25 protein-coding genes and 1 other annotated feature are annotated in these 26,499 nt (G+C 47.7%); of the genes, 23 read left to right on the top strand and 2 right to left on the bottom strand.

The genetic code is table 11. The annotated features are described in order from the left end of the window. Positions 1–57: 57 nt before the first annotated feature. From spoVAC to leuS, 17 genes are all read left to right on the top strand, one after another. The gene (gene spoVAC / locus MHB49_RS25030) at positions 58–558 is read left to right on the top strand and encodes a stage V sporulation protein AC (protein WP_247898607.1); all 501 of its coding nucleotides are present in this window, start codon (positions 58–60) and stop codon (positions 556–558) included. After that, positions 555–1,571 (top strand): stage V sporulation protein AD, encoded by a 1,017-nt coding sequence (spoVAD, locus tag MHB49_RS25025; RefSeq protein ID WP_405153375.1) that lies wholly within the window; start codon positions 555–557, stop codon positions 1,569–1,571. Before spoVAC ends, spoVAD begins: the two co-directional genes overlap by 4 nt. A 3-nt stretch (positions 1,572–1,574) precedes the next feature. Continuing rightward, entirely contained in the window at positions 1,575–1,925 is a 351-nt protein-coding gene (gene spoVAE / locus MHB49_RS25020) for a stage V sporulation protein AE (RefSeq protein WP_053781314.1), read from the top strand. A 207-nt stretch (positions 1,926–2,132) separates the two neighbouring features. Then, positions 2,133–3,089: a MoxR family ATPase gene (locus MHB49_RS25015; RefSeq protein WP_053781313.1), complete on the top strand. Its 957-nt coding sequence runs from the start codon at positions 2,133–2,135 to the stop codon at positions 3,087–3,089. Between the two features lie 36 nt (positions 3,090–3,125). Further along, entirely contained in the window at positions 3,126–4,340 is a 1,215-nt protein-coding gene (locus tag MHB49_RS25010) for a DUF58 domain-containing protein (protein ID WP_405153374.1), read from the top strand. Next, the gene (locus MHB49_RS25005) at positions 4,337–6,550 is read left to right on the top strand and encodes a transglutaminase domain-containing protein (protein ID WP_179263699.1); all 2,214 of its coding nucleotides are present in this window, start codon (positions 4,337–4,339) and stop codon (positions 6,548–6,550) included. The genes MHB49_RS25010 and MHB49_RS25005 overlap by 4 nt, the downstream gene beginning before the upstream one ends. Before the next feature lie 109 nt (positions 6,551–6,659). After that, entirely contained in the window at positions 6,660–7,187 is a 528-nt protein-coding gene (locus tag MHB49_RS25000) for a YqeG family HAD IIIA-type phosphatase (protein ID WP_247903253.1), read from the top strand. Beyond that, positions 7,184–8,311, top strand: coding sequence for a ribosome biogenesis GTPase YqeH (gene yqeH / locus MHB49_RS24995; RefSeq protein WP_247898603.1), 1,128 nt, complete (start codon positions 7,184–7,186; stop codon positions 8,309–8,311). The genes MHB49_RS25000 and yqeH overlap by 4 nt, the downstream gene beginning before the upstream one ends. A gap of 40 nt (positions 8,312–8,351) precedes the next feature. Beyond that, positions 8,352–9,215 carry a shikimate dehydrogenase gene (gene aroE / locus MHB49_RS24990; RefSeq protein WP_405153373.1) on the top strand — a complete coding sequence of 288 codons (864 nt, stop codon included), beginning with the start codon at positions 8,352–8,354 and terminating at the stop codon, positions 9,213–9,215. A gap of 316 nt (positions 9,216–9,531) precedes the next feature. After that, on the top strand, positions 9,532–9,825 hold the full coding sequence (yhbY, locus tag MHB49_RS24985) for a ribosome assembly RNA-binding protein YhbY (RefSeq protein WP_247898601.1): 294 nt from the start codon (positions 9,532–9,534) through the stop codon (positions 9,823–9,825). Between the two features lie 15 nt (positions 9,826–9,840). Further along, positions 9,841–10,431 carry a nicotinate-nucleotide adenylyltransferase gene (locus MHB49_RS24980; protein ID WP_247898600.1) on the top strand — a complete coding sequence of 197 codons (591 nt, stop codon included), beginning with the start codon at positions 9,841–9,843 and terminating at the stop codon, positions 10,429–10,431. Beyond that, the gene (gene yqeK / locus MHB49_RS24975; RefSeq protein ID WP_405153372.1) at positions 10,415–10,981 is read left to right on the top strand and encodes a bis(5'-nucleosyl)-tetraphosphatase (symmetrical) YqeK; all 567 of its coding nucleotides are present in this window, start codon (positions 10,415–10,417) and stop codon (positions 10,979–10,981) included. The genes MHB49_RS24980 and yqeK overlap by 17 nt, the downstream gene beginning before the upstream one ends. A 22-nt stretch (positions 10,982–11,003) precedes the next feature. Next, a complete protein-coding gene (gene rsfS / locus MHB49_RS24970) occupies positions 11,004–11,351 on the top strand; it encodes a ribosome silencing factor (protein WP_175397452.1) in 348 nt (115 codons plus the stop codon). Further along, complete coding sequence (locus MHB49_RS24965; RefSeq protein ID WP_405153371.1) at positions 11,348–12,253, top strand: S1 RNA-binding domain-containing protein; 906 nt, start codon at positions 11,348–11,350, stop codon at positions 12,251–12,253. Before rsfS ends, MHB49_RS24965 begins: the two co-directional genes overlap by 4 nt. A 138-nt stretch (positions 12,254–12,391) precedes the next feature. Then, positions 12,392–13,162, top strand: coding sequence for a class I SAM-dependent DNA methyltransferase (locus MHB49_RS24960; RefSeq protein WP_405153370.1), 771 nt, complete (start codon positions 12,392–12,394; stop codon positions 13,160–13,162). 667 nt (positions 13,163–13,829) lie between these two features. Continuing rightward, the gene (locus MHB49_RS24955) at positions 13,830–14,786 is read left to right on the top strand and encodes a phosphotransferase family protein (protein WP_405153369.1); all 957 of its coding nucleotides are present in this window, start codon (positions 13,830–13,832) and stop codon (positions 14,784–14,786) included. 98 nt (positions 14,787–14,884) lie between these two features. Then, positions 14,885–15,152, top strand: a binding site (T-box leader). A 71-nt stretch (positions 15,153–15,223) separates the two neighbouring features. Continuing rightward, positions 15,224–17,668, top strand: a complete 2,445-nt coding sequence (gene leuS / locus MHB49_RS24950; protein ID WP_247898595.1) for a leucine--tRNA ligase — start codon at positions 15,224–15,226, stop codon at positions 17,666–17,668. On the opposite strand, the gene comER is transcribed toward leuS, so the two are convergent. After that, the gene (comER, locus tag MHB49_RS24945) at positions 17,649–18,494 is read right to left on the bottom strand and encodes a late competence protein ComER (RefSeq protein WP_247898594.1); all 846 of its coding nucleotides are present in this window, start codon (positions 18,492–18,494) and stop codon (positions 17,649–17,651) included. The genes leuS and comER overlap by 20 nt on opposite strands. A gap of 186 nt (positions 18,495–18,680) precedes the next feature. Between comER and MHB49_RS24940 the strand changes: the two genes are divergently transcribed. The 4 genes from MHB49_RS24940 (at position 18,681) to MHB49_RS24925 (ending at position 23,832) form a co-directional block, all read left to right on the top strand. After that, a complete protein-coding gene (locus MHB49_RS24940) occupies positions 18,681–19,271 on the top strand; it encodes a ComEA family DNA-binding protein (RefSeq protein ID WP_405153368.1) in 591 nt (196 codons plus the stop codon). A gap of 133 nt (positions 19,272–19,404) precedes the next feature. Continuing rightward, positions 19,405–19,926: a deoxycytidylate deaminase gene (locus tag MHB49_RS24935; protein WP_405153367.1), complete on the top strand. Its 522-nt coding sequence runs from the start codon at positions 19,405–19,407 to the stop codon at positions 19,924–19,926. 105 nt (positions 19,927–20,031) lie between these two features. Beyond that, on the top strand, positions 20,032–22,899 hold the full coding sequence (locus tag MHB49_RS24930; protein ID WP_405153366.1) for a ComEC/Rec2 family competence protein: 2,868 nt from the start codon (positions 20,032–20,034) through the stop codon (positions 22,897–22,899). Positions 22,900–23,115: 216 nt separating this feature from the next. Continuing rightward, the gene (locus tag MHB49_RS24925; RefSeq protein WP_405153365.1) at positions 23,116–23,832 is read left to right on the top strand and encodes a class I SAM-dependent methyltransferase; all 717 of its coding nucleotides are present in this window, start codon (positions 23,116–23,118) and stop codon (positions 23,830–23,832) included. A 98-nt stretch (positions 23,833–23,930) separates the two neighbouring features. On the opposite strand, the gene MHB49_RS24920 is transcribed toward MHB49_RS24925, so the two are convergent. Then, positions 23,931–24,233 (bottom strand): hypothetical protein, encoded by a 303-nt coding sequence (locus tag MHB49_RS24920; protein WP_247898589.1) that lies wholly within the window; start codon positions 24,231–24,233, stop codon positions 23,931–23,933. Between the two features lie 459 nt (positions 24,234–24,692). On the opposite strand from MHB49_RS24920, the gene MHB49_RS24915 reads away from it, so the two are divergent. Both MHB49_RS24915 and MHB49_RS24910 read left to right on the top strand, forming a co-directional pair. Then, complete coding sequence (locus MHB49_RS24915; protein WP_024628507.1) at positions 24,693–25,241, top strand: RNA polymerase sigma factor; 549 nt, start codon at positions 24,693–24,695, stop codon at positions 25,239–25,241. Further along, positions 25,238–26,491 (top strand): zf-HC2 domain-containing protein, encoded by a 1,254-nt coding sequence (locus tag MHB49_RS24910; RefSeq protein WP_405153364.1) that lies wholly within the window; start codon positions 25,238–25,240, stop codon positions 26,489–26,491. Before MHB49_RS24915 ends, MHB49_RS24910 begins: the two co-directional genes overlap by 4 nt. The last annotated feature ends 8 nt before the right edge of the window (positions 26,492–26,499 follow it).

Raw genomic sequence — 26,499 nt, 5'->3', positions numbered from 1 at the left:
CACAGTACATGTCAGTCACTTCGGTTGACTTATTTTCATCAAGGGAGGTTCAGTATCTTGCCAGCTCAAGCTAAAGGTAGTGGAAAAAAATCACCATCCCTGTCCATCAGTGAACAGGAATATAAAAAAGTCGCCAAAAAACATGAGCCTGCCCGTCCAATCTGGGCGAACTGTATTAAGGCATTCTTCGTCGGCGGATTCATCTGTGTCATTGGACAGGCTATTCAGGAAGCATTTATGGCCGGCTTTGACATGACATCGAAGGAAGCTGCCAGTCCAACCGTTGCGGTCATGATCCTCATTTCAGTCATCCTGACTTGTCTCGGTGTCTACGATAAAATGGCGCAATGGGCTGGTGCAGGCACAGCTGTACCTGTCACCGGATTTGCCAACTCGATGTGCTCGGCAGCACTGGAGCACCGTGCTGAGGGACTCGTGCTTGGCGTTGGCGCGAACATGTTCAAACTGGCAGGCTCGGTCATCGTGTTTGGTGTCGTTGCTGCCTTCATCGTGGGAATCGTATACGCCTTTCTTGGTTTCGGAGGTGGACATCTATGAAACGCCTGGGCCAACAGACATGGCAATTTGAGAATCGTCCACGAATTATCGGCAGATCCGCAGTCGGAGGGCCGGATGAAGGACAAGGGCCTCTGTCAAAGGATTTCGATTATGTATATGACAATTTGGAGATTGGAGAGAAGACCTGGGAAAAAGCAGAGCGCAAGCTCCTTGAACAGGCGTCTCAAATGGCGTTGATTAATGCCAATATCACAAAGGAAGAGCTTCAGTTCTTTGTTGGCGGAGATCTGATGAACCAGATTATCAGCAGTTCTTTTTCGGCCCGCAAATTGGGTGTACCCTATCTTGGGGTATTTGGCGCCTGCTCAACTTCAATGGAGACGCTGGCTCTCGCCTCGCTCATAGTGGACTCGGGCGCAGGGGATTATGTGCTTGCGGGTACTGTGAGTCACAACTGTACGGTGGAAAAGCAATTTCGATATCCAACAGAGTATGGTTCCCAGAAGCCCCCATACGCCCAGTATACTGTTACGGGTTCGGGATGTGGTGTTATATCCCGTACGGGTTCGGGTCCGGTAGTCACCAAAGCGACAATTGGCCGAATTATGGATATGGGTATCAAAGATCCGTTTAACATGGGGGCTGCAATGGCTCCTGCGGCAGCGGATACCATTGTTTCGCATTTCCGGGATACAGGTCTAGAACCCGGTTATTATGATTTGATCGTTACAGGTGATCTTGCTTCGGTTGGATTGCCCATCGTTAAGGAGCTATTGCATAAAGAGGGTGTTCCGATGGAACAGACTGTTTTCAATGATTGTGGCCTGATGATATATAACCTGGAAAAGCAGCCTCAGGTTGTGGCTGGGGGAAGCGGCTGCGGATGTTCAGCGACCGTGACCTACGGTCACATTTTGAACCGGATGCAAAAGGGTGAGCTCAATAAGGTATTGGTGGTCGCTACCGGTGCATTATTGTCTCCACTTTCATACCAGCAGGGCGAGACCATTCCTTGTATCGCGCATGCCGTAGCCATTGAAAAGGAGGGATAAAAAATGCAATTTTTATGGGCATTTATCGTTGGCGGGTTGATATGTGTTGTGGGACAGCTTCTAATGGATGGTGTCAAGCTGACTCCTGCACATACGATGAGTACACTTGTGGTAGCTGGTGCGGTTGCAGATGCGTTCGGGCTGTATGATCCACTCGTCAAATTTGCAGGAGCGGGAGCATCCATCCCCATTACCAGTTTTGGTAACTCTCTCGTGCACGGGGCATTGACGGAATTGGAGAAAGAAGGTTGGATCGGTGTCATTACAGGGATATTCGACTTGACCGCGGCGGGCATTTCCTCAGCGATTATCTTTTCTTTTCTGGCGGCACTGGTCGTTCGGCCTAAAGGATAAGTGGGCAAGGCATGCTCAGCCAACCTATATAGATTTAATAGAGGCTTCGGATAACTTTTATCCGGGCCTCTTTTTGTCGTAATGATGCGATAACTGCGGTGAATCTGACGGATGGAAACAAATTATGAGTCTCTTCGAGTGTACTCGCGACCGTGGATCATGTACAATAAAAGGAAATCTGTATGCTTTTTTAGGAGGTTAGACCACATGCCTGTGCGCAAAGAGTCGATCCAAATCATTTCAGCAGTTCGTTCTAATCTGGAATCATGCATAATGGGGAAATCCTTTGAAATTCAACTTTTGCTCACAGCTTTGCTTGCAGGCGGACACGTACTGATTGAAGACGTACCGGGAACAGGCAAGACACAGTTGGTTAAAGCGTTATCGAAATCCATGCGCGGAGAGTACCGCCGCATTCAATGTAATCCTGATATTCTGCCAAGTGACATTACGGGGGTATCCGTTTTCCATCCGCGTGACGAACGCTTTTACTTCCGTCCGGGTCCAGTAATGACCAACATTCTGCTGGCAGATGAGATTAACCGGGCAACAACGAAAACACAGTCCGCTTTGCTGGAAGTCATGGAAGAGCGCAGTGTAACGGTAGATGGCGATACATACGATCTGCCTCATCCATTTATGCTCTGTGCAACCCAGAATCCCATCGATTTTGAAGGAACGTACACATTGCCGGAAGCTCAACTGGACCGGTTCATGTTGAAAATAAGTCTGGGTTATCCCGACAAGGATATCGAGAAAACGCTGCTGAAGCAGCATCAGTCGGGTCAGCCTGTTGATCGGCTTGAATCCGTAACCCATATGGATCAAATATCTGCCATTCAGCAGGAAATCAAGGAAGTATTCATCGGTGATCCAGTCATGGATTATCTGCTTGATGTAGTGCGCAAAACTCGCTCCCACCCATCCGTATTGCTGGGCGCCAGCCCGCGGGCAGCCATTTCATTTATGATGGCTGTGAAGGCTTTTGCCTTTTTGCAGGAACGTGACTACGTGCTTCCGGATGATGTAAAAACGATGGCGCCTTATGTCATTTCCCATCGGATTGTACTTCGCCCTGAATCAAGACTGGACAGCATGAGCTCCGAAGCTGTATTAAATTCCGTACTTCAGCAGGTTCGAGTGCCCGTCTCCATGGGGCAATAATTGATGAAGCCGCTTTTGAGTACGGTCAGAAGGGGAATGCGCCACCCCCGCGTATGGAGCATCGCGGCGGTGTGGATGTGCTGTTTGGCTTATGTTTTGTTCCAGGGAGGGAAGACCTCCCTGATGCTGCTGTCGATGGTGACGTTGCTATGTATTTACCTTGCGATTTCTGGTTTTAGCGGTGTACGACGTACTCATGGCGTGCGTAAGCTCTCTTCCGGTCAGGATCATGAAGAGCTGCTGCATGCGGGTGATCAGGTACAGGTGAAGTTAAGTCTGAACATCCCGGGTTTTTTGCCACTTCCATATGTGGTTATACGTGAAATGCTGCATCGGCATAACGGCGAATCCTGGTCTTTTAAAGAAAGCCTCATTCCGAGCATGCGAGGATATGGTGAATTGTCATTTCAGACGCCTCCGCTCGAGCGGGGAAAGTATGTTTTTTCAGAAACGGAATGTGCCAGTGAGGACATCTTTGGGCTGATCGAGCATCGGGGAACGTTCAAAGCCAAAGGGGAATTCCGGGTGCTGCCGCGGACGGTATTTATTCCGTACTGGCAGCTGTATGATCGCAAATCACGGTTATCCGGTCCACAGACGGCCTTGACCCGCTCGCGCAGGGAAACGACCCAGATTAACGGCGTGCGTGACTACGTCTATGGGGATCGCCTTTCCCGTATTCATTGGAATGCGACGGCAAAGACGGGAACGTGGAAGTCCAAGGAGTTTGAACATGAGTCGGTGCCGAAAACGATTCTGGTGCTGGATGCGCTGTCAGGTAGCTATGATCATGGTGAGTCCTTTGAACTGGCCGTGTCTACGGCTGCTTCCCTGCTGGAATATGGCACAAGAGAACGAATGGGTATGGGAATGCTGACATTGTCGGAGAAGACATCATTTTTTGCTCCCAGCGAAAGTACGCTGGAACGGCAGAAGATGATCCATCATTTGGTGGATATCCAATATAGCGGCCAGGAGAATCGGCTGCTGCCCGGTGTCGAGAAGATGTCGCGTCAGTTTCCTCAAGGCGCATATTTTGTAGTGATTTCTCCCCAGAAAGATGAAAAAGTTCTCGAACTGCTCCGATGGGCTGACACACGGGGGATGACTCCTTGTCATATTCTGATTGAACCCAGCGATTCCCGCCGGAGTTCCGAGTGGAATGCGATGCTGCGCGGAAGAGGCACTAGATCCTTCACCGTTTCCCATTTGCAGGAGCTTCCAACGGTAATGGGGGGAGGTAGTGTATGAGTACTAAAGCCAAAGAGCTGACAGTGGGGAGAAGATCCTGGTATCATGCAGCTTCGTTGCTCTGGATTTTCCTGATTGGCATGCAGTGGATATCATTCACACAGGAATCCTGGTATACCGAGACCACTTCATTGGTGCTGTGGACGCTCGCAGCGGTCAGCATTCTGGAAGTGATTCTGCCTTTCAAAATATGGGTTCGAACCATAATCAAGGCAGTTGTCCTTGTATATATTTTGCATAAGACATTAATTGATTACACCGTTTATATTCCTTACGGCACGTTAATGGAGCGTACGGAGCAATTCATACTGCACCTGACACCTTACATCTGGTTCACCCTGTGCGCCTGGGTCATGCTTGAAGCAGCCCTTCGCCTGGTGACCACAACGCGCCGAATTCTCGTATTTCTGGGTATCAACATTATCTCGATGGGAATTCTTGATTCCTTCACCCAAATTCCACTCTGGATTGAAATCGCCTGGGTTATGTTTGCGGGAATGGGATGGCTGGTATGCCAGCACTTCCGTAATTTCCAACTGCAATATCCACAAGGCTGGAAGAGAATCATCCGGTATCCTTACAAAATTCTGGCCAACATTGCAATCATATTTTCTTTGATTATCGTAGCCAGTGTGAACATGCCGGAAGTTCCTCCTACCTTAACGGACCCGTATACCGCGTGGCGTAACTACACCGGAAGTTCGGCGAGTCAGACAGGCAACGGAACACTGGACATTCCGACAGCAACCGAGTCGGGATACAGCAGGGAAGACAACCAGCTTGGCGGAGGATTCAACTTCGACTATACACCTGTCATGTCTGTCACTACCAATGAGCGCAGCTACTGGCGTGGTGAGACGCGCGCAGAGTATACGGGAACAGGCTGGGATGATCGCGGACGAGGTGCGACAGAGGATGTTGAGGCGGGACAGGCTCTGGAGAATGATGAATCCGGAAATGTAACCACCAAGCAAGTCACTCAGAAAGTGACGATGTTGAATGACAACGTGTATCCGATTCTCTTCGGTGCTTATTCCATTTCGGAAGTTACATCTGTCAATGGTGAGGCGAATTCCGACCGGATGTTATGGAATTCGGCGCAGGCAGAGCTGCATGTCGTAACAGACCGCCAGCAACCGCAATATCCGAAGACGTATACGATTGTATCCGAGGCTCCGGTTATTGTGGAAGATGAGCTTCGCACCAAATCTTTTGATGATCTGTATACGAGCAATCCGGCAGATGATATGTACCTGCAGCTGCCATCCAGATTCCCTGATCGGGTGACGGATCTGGCCGCTGAAATTACAGCATCGGCAAATACGCCGTATGAAAAAGTGGCATTACTGCAAAACTATTTACAACTAAATTTTGATTACACCAACAATCCGGATTTATCCCGAAAAGTAAGCAGTGACTTTGTGGAAGGTTTTTTATTTGACATTCGTGAGGGGTATTGTGATTACTTCTCGACTGCGCTGGTTATGATGGCACGCTCCGAGGGGATTCCCGCTCGTTGGGTGAAAGGGTACGCGCCTGGACAACTGTCACTGAATTCTGACATGCAGGCTCCGCGCCAACCTGGGGCTGAGATCGAGACGACGTACACGGTAACGAATGCAGATGCGCACTCTTGGGCTGAAGTTTATTTTGGCGAGTATGGCTGGATTCCGGTTGAAGCGACGCCGGGCTTTGACATGCCGCTGCTCACCGAACAACCAGATGTACAGCCGGTAGATGAGCCTGAAGAACAACCTGAAGAGGAACCGGTAAAAGAGGAAGAACAGACCCCTGCGCCTGAACAGGCTTCATCCAGCATCCCGGCTTTTGTAATCTGGGCTGCGGGAGCCATCATCGTATTGTGGGTGGCTTATATGTTCTGGCGAAATCGCCTCTCCCTTCGATTCTTCGTGCTTCGTCTGCGGACAGGTGGACCGCTAACGCCTGAACAAAAGGTAGTGGCAGAGACTGAACGCTGGATTCGATATGTGAAGCGCAAAGGGTTAACCCGGAGCGGGGACGAGACACTTCGTGAATCGGTAACCCGCTGGAGCCAGGCGAAACCAGCTGCAGCAGCGACATTGCATGAACTTCTAGCGAAGTTTGAACAGACTCGCTATAGTCCAGCGTCTGTAACTGCAGACGACTGGAAGGCCGTCTATCAGACTGCTTCAAAGCTGCGTAAGGAACTCAAAGCGGAACGGGCGTAATGTCGCCCGTCCCGTTTTTCCTTTTTTCCTATACCGTCAGGCGCTGTATGCATTTTCAGGAAAGACGGATTTGTGATATAGTGTGTCGTATGAAACTGAGGTGACTTCTTTGTTTGAAATGTTAATGCCCAAGCTGCGTGTAGACACGGTTTTTGACATTAATCTGGAAGAGCTATACGCTCAAGGCTACCGTGGAATTATAACTGATCTGGACAATACACTCGTTGGAGCCAAAGCTCCTGACGCCACGCCCGAACTGATCGAGTGGTTCGCACGTGTCAAAGAGGCTGGTTTCCAGCTTATGATTGTGTCCAATAACAATTTGAATCGTGTATCCCTGTTTGCGACGCCACTGGATATCCAGTTTGTGCATAGTGCACGCAAACCATCGAATGTTCCGTTTCGTAAAGCAATGAAGATGATGGAGTTAAGTCCTGAAAAAACGATTGTGGTAGGCGATCAGATGCTTACAGATGTCTTTGGAGGTAATCGACTGGGGCTTTATACGGTTCTGGTGCTGCCGATCTCCATCGGAGATGAAGGCTTCATGACCCGCTTCAATCGGCGCGTGGAACGGATTGCTCTAACGAGTTTGCGCAAGAAAGGCTTATGGCTTGAGGAGGAAAAGAAGAAATGACAGAACCGCATAACGGCAATATTGCCGTAAGGTGCAGCGGATGCGGAGTGCATCTGCAAACGGAAAACCCGGAATTACCAGGATTTATCCCCGAGAAAGCGTTGGATCGTGAGCCGGTCATTTGCCAGCGTTGTTTCCGTATCAAAAATTACAATGAGTCATCATCCGTTACAGTGGATCAGGACGAGTTCCTGGCTTTGCTGAGCAAAATCGGGGATAAGGATGCACTTGTCATCCATATCGTTGATCTGTTTGACTTTGATGGCAGTATCATCTCTGGTTTGCAGCGTTTTGTAGGCAATAATCCGGTATTGCTTGCCATTAACAAAACAGACCTGCTTCCGAAAGTAACCAACTGGAACAAGGTTCGGAACTGGGTGCAAAAGCAGGCTAAAGAACAAGGTCTGCGTACAGTGGATGTCGTTCTGTGCAGTGCGAAGCAAAATCAGGGCTTTGACCGATTGCTTGAGCTTGTTGGAACGTATCGCGGAGATCGGGACGTATACGTAGTTGGTGGTACCAATGTGGGCAAATCCACACTGATTAACCGGCTGATTCGTGACTACAGTGATCTGGAGCAGGAACTGACAACCTCCCGTTATCCTGGAACGACGTTGGACATGGTTAATATTCCACTCGACGATGGAAAAGCTATTATTGATACGCCGGGAATTGTGTACCCTTGGCGTTTCAGTGAGATTGTATCCCGCAAAGATCTGGCTGCGATTATGCCAGAAAAACCGCTTAAACCAGCCGTTTATCAATTGAATTCTGGTCAAACGTTATTCTTTGGCGGTATGGCTCGTTTTGACTTTGTGGAGGGGGATCGTCAGTCCTTCACTTGTTTTATCAGCACTGCGCTGGATATTCACCGGACAAAGCTGGAACGTGCAGACGACTTGTACCGTGACCATCTGGGTGAGCTGCTGTCTCCACCAACGCGTGAAGATGCAGCGGACATGCCTGAATGGACGAGACATGAATTCCGTATTAAACGTGGCAGTCAGTCGGATGTTTTCATTTCCGGACTGGGCTGGATTAAGGTTAACGGTGAGAATGGAGCGCTTGTAGCTGTTCATGCTCCAAAAGGTATTCGTGTACTGGTCCGCCCATCCTTGATCTAGTGCAACTACAGTAGTATTTCATCCAATCGGAGGCGGAAGTATGTCGGAACAGAAAAAAAACAATCCTTCACTCCCTGTCTTGCTTGGCGTTATGGGTGACCCCATTGCACATTCCAAATCGCCTGCCATGCATAATGCAGCATTGCAGGCTGCCGGAGTGAATGGATTGTATATGCCGCTGCATGTTCGTCCCGGGCAGCTGGAATCAGCCATACGAGGCATTGTGGCGCTGGGGTATCGTGGCGTGAATGTAACCATTCCGCACAAAGAGAATGTGATGCAGTATCTGGATGTAATTGATGAAAGTGCACGTCTGATTGGCGCGGTCAACACGATTGTCAATGAAGAAGGCAAGCTGACAGGATACAATACGGATGGCATCGGATATGTGCGTTCCTTGAAGGAAGAAGCTGTTTCGGAACTCGCAGGTAAACGTATCGCTGTTCTGGGAGCTGGTGGAGCAGCCAGAGGCGTGATTTATGCCGTAGCCTTGGAGAAGCCTGAACGGATTAGTATTCTTAACCGTACAGCGGACAGAGCAGTTGCCCTTGCTTCCGATCTGCGGGTTCATGGACTGGGTGACATCACAGGCAGTGGCATGGAAGAGGCTGCTGCGATATTGGCTTCGGCCGATATTGTGATTAACACAACAGCCGCAGGCATGCATCCTAATGTAGATGACCTGCCTGTTGATCCTGCACTCATTCAAGCAGGGGCAGCAGTAAGCGACCTTATCTACAATCCGCTGGAAACACGCCTGCTTCGCGAGGCAAGGCAGCGTGGATGTACGGTGCACGGCGGCCTGGGTATGTTTATATACCAGGGCGCGGTAGCCTTCGAGCATTGGCTCGGCATCCCGGCTCCGGTGGAAACGATGAGACGAGCGGTGTTAAACAGTTTTTAATATTGTAAAATGAAATCAAGATTACACAATGACGAAGAGTGCAGAACCAATCTGAAGAAACGAAGTGCTCGCCTCAAAGCTTTCTGTAGGAAAGCTGCTTCGGAAGCATAAGCTTTCACCGGATTTCCCCTTTATAAAAATGAAATGAAGAAATCTGGGGATAACAGCGATCGTAAGATGGTACTGCAATCGTAGTCACACTGTGTAAACTTTGTTAGTTCGTTTTATGAATGTGAAAATATAATTGAACGGTCAAGCCCGGACAGACAACGTGCTGTTGCCGAGGCTTGCTCACCATAAGGAGTATGGAGTATTCATGTTAAACGGTAAACAAAAGCGCTTTTTGCGTTCGCAAGCACATCATCTGACCCCTGTGTTTCAAATCGGTAAAGGCGGAACGAATGAGCATCTGTTCCGTCACATCGAAGATGCGATTGAGAAGCGCGAATTGATGAAAGTGCAAGTGCTGAACAACAATTTGGATGACAAAAACGAGATTGCCGAAGAGATTGCCCGTGAAACAGGCAGCGAACTGGTGCAAATCATTGGAAGTACCATCATTTTGTACAAAGAATCACGTGACAACAAACAAATCGAACTACCTAGATAAGGGAGAGTGACACGGGTGAAGATCGGCATCATGGGTGGTACGTTTGATCCGATCCACATGGGGCATCTGCTGGCAGCGGAAGCGGCAAGGGATTCACATGCACTGGATGAAATCTGGTTTATGCCCTCCCATGTCCCGCCTCATAAACCGGAAGCAGGTGCAACGGGTCGGCAGCGTCTGGAGATGACGGAGGCTGCTATAAAGGATGCTCCCCGGTATGAAGTATTAGGCATCGAAATGGAGCTTGGCGGCGTATCCTACACCATTGATACGATGCGTGAGATATGGCGCCGCCACCCTGAGCATGAATTTTATTTCATTATCGGGGCAGATATGGTGAACTATCTTCCGAAATGGGAAGAGATCGAAGAACTGGCGTCCAGGTTGACCTTTATCGGTGTTGGACGTCCGGGCTTTCAGCTGCATCTGGACGATCTGCCAGAGCCATTGCAGGATCGGGTGCTGCTGGCAGAAATGCCGCTTGTTGATATTTCATCCACGGCTATTCGCAGACGTCTCGCGAAGGGGCATTCGGTACGTTTTATGATTCCTGATGCAGTTCATCAATACATTGTAAGGAGCGGTTTATATGGCGTTAAGCCGTGAGGAATTAATCCAGGCTGTCTCTTCTCAGATGCCGGCCAAACGCTGGAAGCATACGCAGGGAGTTATGGAGTCTGCTGTTGTCCTCGCTGAAAAATATGGTGCTGATCCTGTAAAAGCAGATCTGGCAGCCATACTGCATGATGTGGCCAAGTATTGGCCTGTATCCGAGATGGAAGCGGTCATCCGAGACAATGGATTGAACCAGGAACTTTTGCAGCATGACAAGCAGCTCTGGCATTCCGAAGTGGGAGCCTTTGTTGCCGAGCGTGACTACGGCATTGATGATGAAGAAATTATCAATGCCATTCGCTGGCATACCTCAGGTCGCGTGGGCATGAGCCTGCTGGATAAGGTGGTCTGTCTTGCGGATTATATTGAACCGGGGAGAGACTTTCCGGGCGTAGACCATATCCGCGAACAGGCTGAACATAGCCTGGAAGAAGGTTTAATTGCCGGTTTTGACTCAACGATCACCTTGTTGATTTCTCAGCGCCGTGTCATATACCCATTGACCATGTTGTCGCGAAATGACTTGATTACACATTTATAGATTAGATTATGGAGGTTGGTTCATGACATTATCATCGAAGGAACTTATGAATATGGCGGTAACTGCCGCTGACGATAAAAAAGCATCCAACATTGTAGCACTGGATCTGGTTGGAATCTCTCTGGTAGCGGACTATTTTGTTATCTGTCACGGGAATTCTGATACACAGGTACAATCGATTGCAACGGAGATTCGTAAACAGGCGCATGCTGCTGGTGTGAACATCAAGGGCATCGAAGGTATGGATTCAGCACGCTGGGTATTGATGGATATGGGAGACGTAGTTGTTCATATCTTCCACCGCGACGAGCGTGAATATTACAACATCGAACGACTGTGGTCTGATGCCAAAGTGGTGGAAACGGTATGACTTTGATTGCAGGAACAGTCGTCAACTTGCCGGTTTCACGCGAAGTGTCTCCGTTTGGCTATTTTTTGACGACAGGATCGGAAGATGTACTGCTTCACTATACGGAGCTCACACGGGACGTTAAAATTGGAGAAATGCTGGAGGTCTTTCTGTTCTTTGATACGGAAGATCGTCTGGCGGCAACCATGAAAAAACCGTATCTCACACTAGGTGAAATGGGACGATTGGTTGTGGCTGATATTCATCCACGTCTTGGCTGTTTCCTCGAGATGGGACTTGGGCGGCAATTGCTGCTCCCGATTCGTGAGCTGTCTGAATTGGAAGAGTTGCGTCCCCAGGTGGGCGATGAAGTCTTTGTTATTATGGAGCATGACAAGCAGGGACGTTTGCGTGCGAAACTGGCCGGAGAACGTGAGCTTGCACCATTGTGTTTCCATGCGCCAACCTCATGGGTCAACGAATGGGTTGAAGCAATAGTGTACAAGACCCTTCAGATGGGTACTTTTGTACTTGTTGAGGGTGGTGTGCTGGGCTTTGGCGCTATTGGCATGATTCACTCCTCGGAGCGAAACCGTATGCTACGTCTTGGTGAAAAGGTGAAATGCCGGGTAACCATGGTACGGGAAGACGGACGTGTCAATCTGGCGATGTCCCAACTCAAAGAGGTTGGTCGCAATGAAGATGCAGACAAACTGCTTGCTTTCATGAAAGAGCGCCCTACAGGCGGCATGCCGTATTCGGATGCAACTCCGCCGGATATTATCAAGCAGCGCTTTGGCATCAGTAAATCCGCGTTCAAGCGTGCCTTGGGCAAACTGATGAAGGATGGTCTGGTCACTCAAAAGGAAAACTGGACCTATCTGACTGATCCTGGGTCTGAGGATCAAAACGAGGACAAGTAAGCAAACGGGTATCATGGATCAAGAATGTTCTTGATCCCACAAGTAAAGGCAGGGCAAGGCTGGGTGAACTCCGGACGCCCCTGCTTTTTCTTTTCTCAAGAGAGATTCGAAAATGAAATTGAAAGTGCGGTGCCTGACATGTCTTACCGGAAATTTGCCTATGTGTACGATGAATTAATGGAGGATATGCCTTATCCGGACTGGATAAGGTTTGCAAGAACGGCTTGGGAACGGCATGGCATGCCGAAAAGTGTGGCTGAACTGGGCTGTGGAACAGGCTCAATTACCATTCCGCTGGTGAACTCCGGCTTCGAAGTTACTGGCATCGACCTGTCAGCAGACATGTTGTCTGTTGCGCGCAGTAAAATGGAAGGAACGCCCCAGGGTCATCGTTTATATCGGGAAGGCAGTGTACGGTGGGTGCAGCAGGATATGCGGGACTGGAGAGTACCAGAGCCAGTGGATTCGGTGATATCATTCTGTGATTGCGTGAATTATCTGCTTGAAAAAGAAGATGTCGTTCGTACATTTCAACGTACTTACGAAATGTTGAAGCCAGAGGGCACGTTCCTGTTTGACGTACACCATCCGAACACCCTTATTCGATACGAGGAGGAGCAACCTTTTGTGTTGGATGAACGCTCTGTATCGTATATTTGGACCTGTGATATGGATCATGATCGGTGTGAGATTGAGCATCATCTAAGTATCTTTTCGCGTGTAGCTGAGAGCGGCAAAGATATGTACCAACGGTTTGAAGAGGTTCATGTTCAGCGTGCATATGATCCAGACTGGATGAAGCTGGAGCTGACAAAAGCCGGTTTCAGAGATGTCCGTGTATATGCTGATTTTGAATGGAAAGAGGCGGGAGACAGCGCGCAGCGTCTGTTCTATGTAGCCGTGAAATAGGATTACGATGTTGGACTGTCCTTATGATGCATAAGGGCAGTTTTACTTATGTATTTTGAATCTCGGTTCACAGCGTTATGACTGTAAGAGAAACAATAGTTTTTTTGTACCATTGGTATTGTCAGTCTAGGTAATGGAAGCCATAATAGTTGAATGGAAAGCGTTCTCTAAAGTGTATCCTCAAACCTAGGCCTTAACGGGCAAGCAAAACACCAAGATACTGTTAAAGCAGGTTACTCCTTCTCCTTGAGGACCTTCGTTTCAGCGTTATCTGTGGTCGTATTCTTACTTACGAAGGGTTTAACTTTGACGCATAGGGTGGAGGGCTAAGGAACCTGAGACGTCTTATTGAGGGGTTTGAAGCGCCTCCAGAAAGCTAAGGAACCTGAGGCGCGCTATATCGGAATTAAGGCCCGTTTTGTAGCGTTTTTTAGGAGGTTTTTAGGAAATAACGCGTCTGGAGTTCCTTAGGATTGAAAAAGAAGGTCTGGTAGCCAAATAAGACCTCCTCAGTTCCTTAGAAAAACGTTTGCCACTTGCTAGGATAAATTACGGGTACTTCAAGGCTTGTTGGACAAGGGAAGCCATGCTGGGTTTGCCATATTGGAGTTTGAAGATTACATCCTTTTAAAATTAATCCTAAATTAAAAGCCAGGTGGGGTGCCAAATGGAAAGTACATATAAAACAAGGCTGACTACAGAACAGTTAGATGGGATTGTGCAGCAGCATTTTAACACAGGTATCAAGGAATACAAAGAGATGACCGACGGTTGGGCAAATCACGCTTATTTTATCACTAAGGACGACGGGCAGAAGGTTGTTCTCAAAATAGCTCCTTCTAATGGAGTTAAGCTGATGCGCTGTGAGCAGCATGTCATGGTTGCTGAGGTTGAAGCATTACGACTTGTGGCAGAGCTTCAGGATGTACCTGTTCCGGGGGTACTGGTTTATGATCCATCGCTCAGCCTGGTTCCGGCAGAATATTTTATTATGGAGTACATGCCAGGAAAGCCGTATAACAAAGTCAAGGATCAGTACAGTGCAGAAGAGCAGGAAGCCATTGAGCAGCAGTTGGGTGCATACAATCGTCGGATCAATGAAATTAAAGGGGAGAGGTTTGGTTACTTTTCCTCAAAGAAACCGCACTATAAGACGTGGAAAGAAGCTTTCCTGAACTTAATGGATGATATGCTCGCAGACAGCAAAGCAGCAGGTGTGGAACTTTCGATCTCTTACGAGGAGCTGGAGCATTTAATTCTGGAAAAATCGAATGTGCTGGATGATGTCCGAGAGCCTGTGCTTGTGCATTGGGATTTGTGGGATGGGAATGTATTTGTGGAGGCTGGGCAAATCACGGCCATTATCGATTTCGAACGGTCCCTCTGGGCAGATCCTCTGATGGAGCACTACTTCAGTCATTTTAATAACACACCGGGTTTCCTCAAAGGCTATGGTAGAGCAGTTACAACAGATAGTGAACGGCAAAAAAGAAGTTTATATGATCTGTACTTTGATCTGGCGCTGAGAATTGAATGCCCGTATCGTCAATACGATAACAAGGAACACATTCAGTGGACGATTGATAACCTGGAAGAAGGAATCAAGAGATTCCAGTTGTCTTGATGTGCATACTGATGAATAGCATGGTTTATAGCCAACAAACAGTGTAATATTGACTTTAATGCTGCTTTTTTATATAATGTTCCCGATCATATCGTATACATATTTCGATGATAAGGAACAGTAGTGAGTCCTGTACATGACAGAGAGCCGGCGATTGGTGCAAGTCGGTTGACAGTATTTCACGAACTCGCCTTGGAGAAATGCGGTGATTACACCTTCTTGCAACCGACCGAAGTAACATACAGGTTCAGGAATGGAAATCCGCATCGGTTAACCGCCGTTACAGGTCCAAAGGGAGTGGATGACGAAGCACGATCGTCCGCTAACTAGGGTGGTACCACGGGAATTCAACCTCTCGTCCCTAGCGCTGCAAACGCTACGGGATGCTGAGGTTTTTTTGTTGCAATAAATGCGAATAACCAGAGGAGGAAGAATAGATGAGTGAGAATCAACAGCCAAAACACGGCTACAAGCCACAAGTCATGGAGAAAAGCTGGCAGCAGTACTGGGATGACAATAAAACGTTTAAAACGGGTGAGGACCCGGCTAAACCGAAGTTTTATGCACTGGATATGTTCCCGTATCCATCCGGTTCAGGTCTGCACGTAGGTCACCCGGAAGGATACACGGCAACGGATATCGTATCCCGTTTCAAACGTATGCGTGGTTACAATGTATTGCATCCAATGGGCTGGGACGCTTTCGGCCTGCCTGCTGAGCAGCATGCATTGGATACGGGTGAGCATCCACGACATATTACATTCCGCAATATTGACAATTTCCGTCGTCAGATCAAATCACTTGGGTTCTCCTATGACTGGGATCGGGAGATCAGCACAACAGACCCTGAATACTACAAATGGACGCAATGGATCTTCATCCAGTTGTACAACAAGGGCCTGGCTTATGTAGATGAAGTACCTGTGAACTGGTGCGAAGCTCTGGGCACTGTACTGGCGAACGAAGAGGTTATCGACGGCAAGAGTGAGCGTGGTGGACATCCGGTCGTTCGTAAACCGATGCGGCAATGGGTATTGAAAATTACAGAATATGCAGAGCGTTTGCTGGAAGACCTGGAAGAGTTGGACTGGTCGGAAAGCATCAAGGATATGCAGCGCAACTGGATCGGCAAATCAACCGGGGCGGAAGTTACTTTTGCCATTGAGGGTCACGAAGAAGTCATCAAGGTATTTACGACACGTGCAGATACGTTGTTCGGCGCAAGTTATGCTGTATTGGCACCTGAGCATGAACTGGTGGAAGTCATTACAACAGAAGGACAACGTGAGGCAATTAAGGCATATCAGGAGCAGGCTGCTCGCAAGAGTGATCTGGAACGCACTGATCTGGCCAAAGACAAAACGGGTGTATTCACAGGAACTTATGCAATTAATCCGGTCAACGGAGCGAAGGTACCAATCTGGATTGCCGATTATGTTCTGGCTGGATACGGCACAGGGGCGATCATGGCCGTTCCGGGACATGACGCTCGTGACTGGGAGTTTGCAAAACAGTTTGGCCTGGACATCATTGAAGTTGTGCAGGGTGGCGACGTAACACAAGAAGCATATTCCGGGGACGGACCTCATGTGAACTCCGATTTCCTGAACGGATTGAACAACGAAGAAGCGATTGCCAAGATGATTGCTTGGTTGGAAGAGAACGGTAAGGGACAAGGCAAAACGACCTACCGCCTGCGTGACTGGTTGTTTAGCCGTCAGCGTTACTGGGGTGAGCCAATTCCGATTCTGCATCTGGAAGACGGAACGATGAAGACGGTGCCGGAAGATCAACTGCCTTTGCTGTTGCCGGATATTGACCAGATCAAACCTTCAGGCACTGGAGAATCCCCACTGGCGAATGTAACGGAATGGGTGAACACCGTAGATCCGGAAACGGGAATGAAAGCACGTCGCGAGACGAACACGATGCCTCAATGGGCCGGTAGCTGCTGGTATTACCTGCGCTTTATTGATCCGCATAATGACAAGGAACTGATCTCGCAGGAGAAACAGCAGCAGTGGCTGCCGGTTGATCTGTACATCGGGGGAGCAGAGCACGCGGTGCTTCACTTGCTGTACGCTCGTTTCTGGCATAAAGTGCTGTATGATCTGGGTGTGGTGCATACCAAAGAGCCGTTCCACAAATTGGTCAACCAAGGTATGATTCTGGGAACCAACAATGAGAAGATGAGTAAATCTCGCGGTAATGTTATTAATCCGGATGAGATCGTCAATGAGTTCGGTGCAGATACATTGCGTCTGTACGAAATGTTCATGGGACCTTTGGAAGCAACAAAACCGTGGAACGCTAACGGGGTTGAGGGCATGCATCGTTTCCTGTCACGTGTATGGCGTCTGTTCATCAATGAAGATACAGGTGCAATCAATGACAAGATTACAGCAGATGGTGGTACGGATGAGTTCAAACGGACGGCTCACAAAACCATCAAAAAAGTTACAGAGGATCTGGAACATCTGCGTTTCAACACTGCGATCAGCCAGTTGATGATTTTCATCAACGATGCATACAAAGCAGATACACTGCCTCGTGAAGCCATGGAGAACTTTGTACAGCTGTTGTCACCGCTGGCACCGCATATGGCGGAGGAGCTGTGGAGCCGTCTCGGTCATGAAGGTGGAATCTCTTACGTGGCTTGGCCTGAGTATGATGAGTCCATGACAGTAGATGCGGAAGTGGAGATTGTTGTTCAAGTGAATGGCAAAATTGTAACCCGTGCTACGATCGCGAAGGATCTGGACGCACAGGGTATGCAGGACTTTACGATGGAGCTGGCACCTGTGAAACAGGCACTGGAAGGCAAGACCATTCGCAAGGTCATTGCCGTTCCAGGCAAACTCGTTAATATTGTTGCCGGTTAATTTCACCGGCTTTGAATAGTTCATCCAGCTTCAACAAATCTTCATCATATTTGTCATGAGTCGTCTCGATCAGGCTGTCAAAAACACCATTCAGATTCACTTTCAGCAGGGCAAGCGCTTGTGCGGTGATGCCGCCAGGTACAGCCACGCGAGCCTGAAGCTCTTGAGGGGTGTAACCTCCTTCGGTGAGAAGCTTGCCTGTTCCCAGGAGCATCTCGCCGGCAAGAGCGCAGGCGTCGGCTCGTTTGATATCAGTTAGCTTGACGGCACTCTCAATCCATTGCTCCAGAAAGAATGATATGAATGCAGGTCCGCAGCTGGAGAAGTCGGATGTGATCCGGGTACAGGCTTCATCCACTTGATAGGGTCTGCTGATATGACTGAGCAGCCCTTCCAGCACAGCGCGGTCTTCGGTAGTCATTCGCTCACCGTGTATACACAGGGACGCTCCGCTGCCGACCTGATGCGTAACGCTGGGGATAACTTTGGAGACTTTGCAAGGAAGTGAAGATTCCAGATGGCGCAGCTGCACGGGACTGGTGATCGAGACGATGATATGATTGGGATTCACGACAGGCAGGATGTCGTCAATGACATGTTTGAATTCAAGTGGCTTTACGCACAGAAAGATGATATTGCTGCGGATGACGGTTTCCCGGTTGCTCTGTGATTCATGCAGACCGGGGTAACGGAGGGATAGCTGCCGTACTTTGGAAGGGGTTCTATTGCTGGCGGCGATCTGCCGTGGCTCAAGTGCACCGGATTGAATCAAGGCATAGATCAGCAGGCTGCCCATGCTGCCGGTTCCGATAAATCCAACCTTCATTGTTCAGGCCTCCTTTCATGCTTTACGGTAATGGCGCAGTTCTTTCCCTCTAGTGTATGCGTCAGGGCCTGCTTGACATGACATGAAAAAAGTACAGCTTGGTTTACAAGGCAAGTCCAACGGTTCGGAAGCACCGCCCGTGTTCAGAATAGATTTATTTTGAGTCCAGGGAGAGGTGTGGAAGAAATGAGATGGAACAAGGGGATGACCATTGCTGCTGCGGTGGTTGGATGCATACTGATATTATGGTCGGGCAAAAGTGAACAGCCGCCTTCTGGCTGGCAACCTATGCAGCTCGCCACCGAGAAGCCGACGATAGAGCAGAAAACCACTGCTGTACAGTCGGCTACTTTGGTTCAGGAACAAACGCAGGCATCATCTGCAGACCAGAGGCATTCAACAACAACAGAGGCTCCGGTAGAGACTATCCAGGTTGATGCCACAGCAGGGAAAGTTGTTGATCAGACAGTTGCAGGCAGGCAAGCGGATCCTTCTACTGGTGGAATTCAAACGAAATCCGAGTCAACGGTTGTTTCATCTGACAATAATCAGGCTTCGGTGAGTAATGAAGCTGTCGACAATGGTAAAATTGATGTTAATACAGCTCCTGCTGCCAAGCTCATGGAACTTCCCGGAATCGGGGAAAAAAAGGCACAAGCCATTATTGATTATCGTAATTCTCATGGACCTTTTACCAAAGTTAGCGATCTGACCAAGGTGAAAGGAATCGGAATGAAGATGCTGGAGAAAATGGCTCCTTATGTGCAAATCAGATAGGCAGGCAATATTAAATATTAGAATATAAGTTGAATTTGAAATGACATAACAGCAATCAGAAGGTTCTCTGTACGCTGAGTGTCTTATGACATTTATATGGATTCAACTTGTATCGGATGGGAGGGACACGGTTATGAGCACAGCAGACGTACGCAAAGACTGGGATACGTATTTCATGGACATCGCATATATGGTCTCTACCCGTTCCCGCTGTTCACGCCGTCATGTTGGCGCCGTACTTGTACAGGGGAAGAAACTGCTCGGAACAGCCTATAACGGTGCACCCATGGGTGTTCCGGACTGTTCTGAAGCTGGGTGCATGATCTCGGAAGAATATGAGCTGGTAGTAACCGACGGTCAGGAGGAAATGGTTAAAAAGCAACGCTGTATTCGTACCATTCATGCGGAGCAGAATTTGCTTTTGTTCACCGATCGGATTGACCGTGAAGGTTCTTCTGTATATGTCACGGATGAACCTTGCTGGACCTGCTCCAATATGCTCGCGAATAGCGGCATTACAGAAATCGTATTTCATCGCCCATATCCCAAGGATACAGGCAAGGTTACGAACATGATGAAGCAAAAAGGCATTATGTTTCGCCGACTGGAGAATTATCAGCCTCCGCGGGAGACGATGATGACAGTAAGTGATTAGAACCAAAAATGGCATTCAATTTCGCGGGGAAGAACCTCCGGTTGCTATATTAGCTGCCGGGGGTTTTTCTGCGTTCATACAGGCGACACAAAGGAGGGGAAGAAAATGAAAGGCAGACCTTTACTGGTATTTACAGTCTGCTGGTTATGCGGTAGCGGGATGGCATGTGCATTATCAGGTTGGTCCCTGATCGTAGGAATGATCGGTGCGCTGATTTGTCTGCCGTTGTTGCTACGAATGATTGATATACGCGGTTGGTCCATCTTGTTACTGATTGGGGCACTCATTGGGGGTGCTGTGCACTGGGAATGGAATGATGCGCGGAATCGGAGCAGTCTACCTGAAATCACACATATGGCTGCCGGGAATTTGGACGGTTACGCAGCTACATTTGAAGGAATCCTTATGTCGGATGTACGGATCGATGGGGATCGAGCCGATTTTGAAATGCAGATCAAGTCAATGCTTCCACTATCCGATGCATCATCGGCACCGGCGTCGGAAGTGGGAACTGCATCTAACATGAGAGAACGACTAATGGTCCAGGTCCGCTTAATGGAGGAAGAAGAACAACAAGTAGCAGCAGGGTGGAAGCGTGGAGACTTGGTAACATTGACAGGTTCACTTGCGCTCCCCGGTGAAGCCAGGAATTTTGGCGGATTTGACTATCGAAATTACTTAAGAACTCTTCATATCCATTGGTTGTTTAAAGTGAAGGGGGCCAGTTCAGTAACTACCGTTCCGCCTGAAGGGCTGGGGAAACTCAATATCCTCCGGTGGAATGACATCGTCAGGCACAAACTTGGCGCAGCAGTAGAACAGCTATTTCCTGAACCTCATGCAGGCTATATGAAAGGTCTGATTATAGGGATGGCTAGTGACATTGATCCGGATACTTATGGTCAGTTTTCACAGCTGGGTTTAACTCATATATTGGCGATCTCAGGAACACATGTCGCGGTGTATGTGGCATCGCTGCTCCTCCTTTTATCCTGGCTTAGGTTAACCCGGGAAACATCGCTCACCATCGTGCTGTTTCTAATACCTGCTTATGTACTTCTGTCCGGTGGTTCGCCATCCGTCATTCGTGCGGGGATCATGTCCATGATTGGCTTGTATATGGCGCGGCGTGGACTTGCCAGGGATGGATTGCAGATGATTAGTGCAGCGGCATTGCTGATGATGTGGTGGAATCCGTATTTTTTACTGAGCGTGAGCTTCCAGCTATCTTTTCTGGTAACAGCCGGACTGATGATTTACATGCCACTGATTAATCGGGTATTTAGCAGTTGGCCCAAAGGACTTGCAGCAACAGCTTCTGTAACCGTAACAGCACAGCTCATTTCTTTTCCGGTAACGATTCTGTATTTCAATCAGTTTTCACTGCTTTCATTTGTCGCAAACTTCCTGCTGGTGTCCTTGATTAGTGCCATTGTACTTCCTCTTGGAACGGTTGCCCTGATTTTATCGTTTCTTTGGATGCCTCTGGCTAAACCTTTGGCGTGGATTGCTATTATGTTGAACAAATTGACATTTGTAAGTATGGAGTGGATGAATAGTTTACCTGGTTTTGTGCTGATCTGGGCGACCCCATCGTTACTGTGGATTGCAGCATATTATGCTGTTCTCTATGCGCTTTTGCGCATTCTGCATCGCGGGAGAAGTGAGGAGAGAGTTAAACAGGAAGTGGAAGAAGATACGGCTCCATTAAATGGTCGAAATGTTGGGGTACCGTCTGGAGCATCCCTGGGATTGTCTGCGCTGTCTACATCATCGTCACATGGATTAAACAAAGGTGAACGTGAAGCTAGTTCGGGTTCGATGACTATATTAAGTGCAAGCCTTGCCTGGCCGGAATATAGCAGTGCATTTGCTGCTCGTGGGGCAGGATATTACTCTGGTGAACGAATGAACATTATTCACAAATGGATGTGTGCGGTACTGGCTCTCAGTTTTGTGGCAGGATTATGGTGGGCTTACCAGACACCACAGCCTGTGGGAACAGGAGTGGTGCAATTTTTGGATATCGGACAAGGAGACAGTACACTAATTACAACACCAGAGGGTAAACATATTTTGGTGGATGGTGGAGGTACAGTCCAGTTTGGTAAGCCTGAACAATCCTGGAAGACACGACGTGATCCGTACGAAGTAGGTGCCAAGGTGGTCGTTCCCTTGTTGAAAAAGCGGGGCATTCATCGACTGGATGCCGTAATCGTAACCCATGCCGATCAGGATCATGCGGGGGGACTACAGGCCGTGCTTGAACAGATTCCGGTGGAACGATTCATGTTCAATGGAACAACGAGCGGTACTGCCAATTTCGAGAAATTGCTGGATACCGTTATAGAGAAGCAGATTCCGTTATATGCAATTCAGCAAGGGATGTCCTACGCTCCGGATGGAGAGACCAGACTACATTTTATATATCCGGATCTGGAGAAATCGATGGACACTGGAGAAAGATTGCCCCTCTCGGAACATCAGAATCATGATTCGGTTGTCTTTATGCTGGACATGGCAGGCGCCTCCTTATTGTTCACGGGTGACATGGATGCCGCAGCTGAGCAGGATCTGCTCTTTATGATTCAGGATGGTTCGCTCGCAGCCTCGTTTGGGCAGTACGATGCAGACGACGCTCCATTAGCAGATGATTCTGTTCAAGAGATGTTTACACGTAAGTCGGGGGAGAATCATGAGAATCTGCCTGTCAGCATTGATGTATTAAAAATCGCACATCATGGAAGTAAAACATCTTCAACCGAAGCTTGGTTACACTACTGGAATGCATTAGCATCCGTGATATCTGCAGGGGCCAATAATACATATGGACATCCCAATCCTGGGGTACTTGAACGTCTTGTGGATTCAGGTACAGACATCTATCGAACAGATCAAATGGGGGAGATTCAGATGAAGATCAAAGATGGGAAGATTGATGTACGCTATAAGTTGATTAGGGATGATTTATGATATAACGTACCATGCAGTTGTTCGGCACCCCTTCTCTTACTTCTATCGGTGTTTAATATATGATAGATTGTAATAAGAATTACGAAACTTCCCAATTGTTCTATGTGCTAAAATAGTTTGGAAAAACTGGATTGGAACAAGCGCAGTTTGATGGTCCAATACTTTGATATCCAGTAGAAACTGTAAAGGATATTAGAAAGCAGGTAGACATTATATATGATTCCATTAGTGTATGACCAGATTAACCATTGGGGAAGAGACGATGAATTTTTCCTAGCATTGCTAAAGAAGTTAAATGTAGAATGTATAGCTGACCTAGGTTGTGGAACAGGAAGGTGGACTACTCATCTTGCTGAGAACGGTTATAAAATTACAGCTATAGATCCTAGTGAAGAAGCGATCGATGTGGCAAGAAGTAAAGACACTCCAGGGAATGTGAATTGGATGGTAGGTGATAGTGCTGATTTACAATCCAATACTTATGACGCGGTAATCATGACGGCCAATGTGGCACAAGTATTTCTTACAGATGACAGTTGGAAGCAAACAATTTCAGATGTATTTCGATCGCTGAAAGTTGGAGGTCACTTTATTTTTGATACAAGAAACCCTTTGGCAAAAGTATGGAAAGAGTGGGAGATGGATAAGACTCCTGACTTAGCTAAGGATAGACTAAGCGGAGACCCTCTTGAAATTTATACCGAATATGATGGGTTTGAGGGAGACGTGTACACTTTTTATGAAATTGTAAAAAATACAATAAAAGATAAAATCCTGATCCGTGAAAAAATGCAGCTAAGGTTTAGAAATCAAGAAGAATTCAATGTATCGCTAAGATCAACAGGTTTTACACAAATTGAAACCTATGGTGATTTCGAGTTTAAAAAAGCCAATTCAAAAAATAAATCGTTTATTTTTCATTGTGTTAAATAAATTTGTGCTCGGAGGATGAAACCAAAAGCCCGCTTTCCGTTATACTCCTCGGGGAGAATGCCGGAAAGCGGGCTAATTTTGTAATTTATAACATTGAATTATTCAACGCCATCTTTAAAATGTTTGTTCCAATGTTTGTCACCTTTGTGCAACAGATCTTCTACGGTTTTCTCAAGCGTAAGCAAGAGCTGTGCTCGTACATCAAGCACCGTTTCTCTGTACAAGCGTTCTTCCGATCCGACAATTTTATCGCCGTATAATGCTTGTGCAGCGGTATATTTTCGATGTTCCTCGACAAGGGTATCAATAGACTGCAATGCATGTTCCACAAAATGGGATATGCTTTGATATTCTTTGGGCATTTGTTCTTTTAACGCTTGAATTTTTGCAAGAGCTGGCATGCTCATCACCTCGTGTTATGAATGTAAATTTACAATACACTGTTTTCATGAAAATTACATTAAAACGAGCTTAAATTTGTACAAAAATTGAACTTTTTCATTTTCAATGCTATAAGTGTGGTTAGCTATAATGTATGCCATTGTCATTAAATTGAGTCGTGTAAGTACTGGAATGACTTTTGACCCGGCTTGATGACTCATTATGCAATTTCTGTTATTCTAAGAGAAGATTTCAGCGGCCCCAATACATAAGCCGTTATTTTGTTATGGCAATAAGAAAAACGTCTATCGACGTACCCAGGGAAGATCGACCGGGTTTAGTGGAAATTTTTCTTGCGATATCAGGATAATACGGAATCTCCGAAGTTTTACTTTGTGAAATCTAAAAAAAATACTTAACTTTGCAACAATTTTATCGATGGTCACGTCTGTAAGGTTGCAGGGAGAGGGGGATCCTTTGTGGTAGAGCCGGAACTCATCAGAGCCGCTCAATCGGGCGATCGCGACGCTCTAATTACCCTTTTGCGGGACATTGAACAGCATGTTTATCGGACCGCATATTACATTCTAAATAATGAACAGGACGCTTTGGATGCTGCTCAGGAAGCGTTGATCCGAATTTACACCAAGATTAATTCATATGAGGAAAAGGCCCAGTTTAAGACATGGGTTCAGCGCATCGTCACGAATATCTGTATTGATAAATTCAGAAGAACCAAGCCCTCCGTCTCCATTGACGAGCATGACATGGTTTTTCAGGACAATCAGGATGTGGAATTCGAAGTGATGTCCACGTATGTGGCAAAAGATATTCAGGATGCCATCAACAAGCTCCCTGAGCATCATCGTACCGTTATTGTTCTAAGATATTTGCAGGACTTATCCTATAACGAAATTGCGGATTGCCTCGATCTTCCGTTGAATACGGTTAAATCTTATTTATTTAGAGCCAGACAGCAATTACAGAATCTACTACAGGAGTATCAGAAAGGTGGTGTGACAGGATGAAATGCGAAGAGGTGGTGGAATGGATGCACCGGTATCTGGATCATGATCTGGGCGAGGCGGAAACTGCGCAGATGCTACAGCATGTGGCCCAATGCGCGGAGTGCGCCGAAAATTTTAGCTTGCTCAGAGCTCTCTCCAGAGAACTGGAAGATTTGCCGCAGGTAAGCCCGAAATTCAGTCTGGTCGATGCCATTATGCCACAATTGGATGCAATCGACGAAGCGAAGAGGGAACAAAGCAGTACAATACAGGAAATGAGTCCTGTCCCTGCTGCATTTGAAAATTTACAGCGTTCAAGTGAGCGGAAACCGAAGCAAAAATGGTTGAACTCCATGACAGGCCGAATGTCCATGGGGGCAGCCGCAGCTGCGGTTGTACTGGGCGTTGCGATCTTTGGATATCAACCGGAAAAGATTGAAAATGCGGAAATGATGATGAGCACAGGAAGTTCTCAAGAAAGCGGGAATACGGACCAAAGCCCACTGAGCCGAGAGATTAGCAATGAAGATTCTTCTTCTCCGGCGAGTAATAACAGTGGATTGATTGATGATTACAACCAGCCGTTTGTTGAAGATAAAAAATCCCAAGAGGTTGCTCCTGAGGAGGATGGCTTGGAGAAGAAACAAGAACCTGAAATTAAGGAAGATCCAGCGCCTAAACAGCCAGCATCTGGGACCGAATCAAACAAGAGCAGTGACACGAAGGAGTCTCCTTCCACTTCCAAACCTGCTGATAGTACGAGAAGTGCGAATCCGCAAATAAGTCAGGATTCAGCATCTGCTACCGATCCTTCGGCAGGCACTGCTGAGAGTGGAACAACGGAGCCTGAAAATGGGGACGCACAATCGTTCACTTCTCAGGATATGCCTGATGCCAAAGTAGAAGATCCCACCGATGGCGCGACGAGTCCTGATTCCGAGACGGGCATGGATGCAGCGGGGGTGAATAAAGGATTGGCGGTTGAAACGGATTCAAGCGCTCTTACCAACACGACTCCAAAAGAATGGAAGTCACCAGATGGCTCCTATCTGGTCATGCTGCTCGGCGATCAAATCAGTATTTACTCTAAACCCGCTGCTGACCCGGATGTGCTTAATCTGGTGGAGCAACGTAGTTTGGACGGCACATTAAAATCTGCGAGCTGGTCCAAGGATAGCACCGTATTCAATTACGAGACGGATCAAGATGGGACAACAGTGAAAAAATCGTTTAACGTGTCCACTGCCTCAAGCGGAACTTCTGTCAAATAGGCGCTAGA

Source organism: Paenibacillus sp. FSL K6-0108, assembly GCF_045040695.1.
Lineage (GTDB): Bacteria > Bacillota > Bacilli > Paenibacillales > Paenibacillaceae > Paenibacillus > Paenibacillus pabuli_B.
Note: the sequence above shows the minus strand (reverse complement) of the source record. Positions and strands in the feature narration are given on the sequence as shown.